Annotated in this window: 2 protein-coding genes; both read right to left on the bottom strand. The window is 44.2% G+C overall.

What is annotated here, in order from left to right:
• A partial coding sequence (locus AC2VE5_RS26865; protein WP_486890595.1) for a hypothetical protein occupies positions 1 to 444 on the bottom strand: 444 nt, incomplete at its 3' end.
• A gap of 933 nt (positions 445 to 1,377) precedes the next feature.
• Positions 1,378 to 1,579, bottom strand: a 202-nt coding sequence (locus AC2VE5_RS26860) for a tRNA (cytidine(34)-2'-O)-methyltransferase (RefSeq protein ID WP_486890593.1), incomplete at its 5' end; no start/stop codon positions are given.

The raw sequence follows: 1,579 nt of genomic DNA, 5'->3' as shown, positions 1-1,579 counted from the left end.
CAACTCAGAGGGGGCAGAGGGCTCTAGATCAAGCGTTTCATCTGATTGCAAAAGGGCTGGCCGCTCAAGATCAGAAAAGATTGATTCCCTTAAGTCCGAACTGGCAATGAGGGTCGACTCCGGGGTAAGGGCAACCGCTGATTCAGAAGCGCTGGGGAGCGTAAAGAAGCGAGCATTGGTATTATTGCCTAGATCAGAAGACTTTAAGAGTGATGAGGTAGTCCCTGTAAATAGATCTGAATTGAGTCCCGATTGAGCAGCAGTGGCTTGAGATTGACACGTTAAAACTGTGGCGGTTCCCAGGGAAAAGATGACCCCTAGTTTTGTCATAACTGAGTTGAAGTGAGTCCCTGAATAAAGTGGATGCCTTAGCTTTGAAGCCTTTTGTATCTTTATCCGGCGCACAGCTACAGACTTGGCTCCGTGGGGAACTATTTTTTTCAAAGAAGACCTCCTGATAATTCCTAGTGATTAGTACGTCACCGCACCGATGAACAAGGGATTTATGACTTGCCCTTCAGCAAAATGGAAACTAATAACAGCCACAACGCCTAGGCTAAATTACCTTGATGACTGAATTTGATCAAGTCAATCTTGGTTAGACTATCGTAAATGCAGCCTGCCGGATCATTCTTGGGGTTAATCTCCTTGGCATTTCAAAACTTCAGCAAATTACAGATCAGCCTCAACTACCGCATTTATGGTTGCCGTAATTGCAGACAAATAAATTAACGAATCCAGAGGCGACTGTACCCTAATTTGTTGATTTTCGACAACCCTAGCGGACAATTAAATAAAAAATTTGCCTGGGCGAGAGCCAATCTATATCTCAACCTGCTTAGACAGGTCGCTAGCTCCTCAGACCCTTGCCACATAAGGGTTGCAGCGCTTGCTTTTTGCCAATAGTCTCAGCAAATTCCTCAGCTCCACTCTAGAAAAAGCGATTGCGGTACTATACAATTTTCTTATTTATTAAATTTCGATTTCTAATCAAAAAAATTTATCACTATTTAGCAAAACTCATCAAACGCCTAATCGTTTTCAATCAAAATACTGATCATAATTGCTAGATAACTTTTTATGAATTAATGTCAAATACCATTGGGGTACAACCCGCAAATCAATGCTGTCATCCTAAAGAACTCTTGTGCTATTGCAGCTTCCCCAGAGGAACCAGGTGAGTTTTTCATCTTGGGAGCACCCTCCCTTGAACGTTCAACCCCCTGAGGAAATTCACCATCGGCCTCATATCGCAGCAATCACTATGCGCTCCTGGGTCATTCCCGCCTTTGACGCCCCCTAGTTCAGAGGCAAAAGGCGATAATCTAGAGTCCAAACTCAGCAAACCCTAATTCGGAAAAAGCTTCTTTAACCTAGCTAGTCTAGGAGCTGAAGTTGACGGCAGGCCTCAAATAAACCAAGGGCGGCACTGACTGATAAATTGAGGCTGCGAACCTGAGATTGGATCATCGGAATCCGCAGGGTGGCAGTACAGCTGGCGAGAATTTCAGGTGGCAAGCCAGCTGTTTCGCTACCAAAGAGTAACCAATCATCGGCTTGAAATTGAAACTTAAGATAA

The organism is Aliterella sp. E5.1 (genome assembly GCF_057473825.1).
The sequence above is the reverse complement of the archived record's forward strand: the minus strand, read 5'-3'. Positions and strand labels throughout refer to the sequence as shown.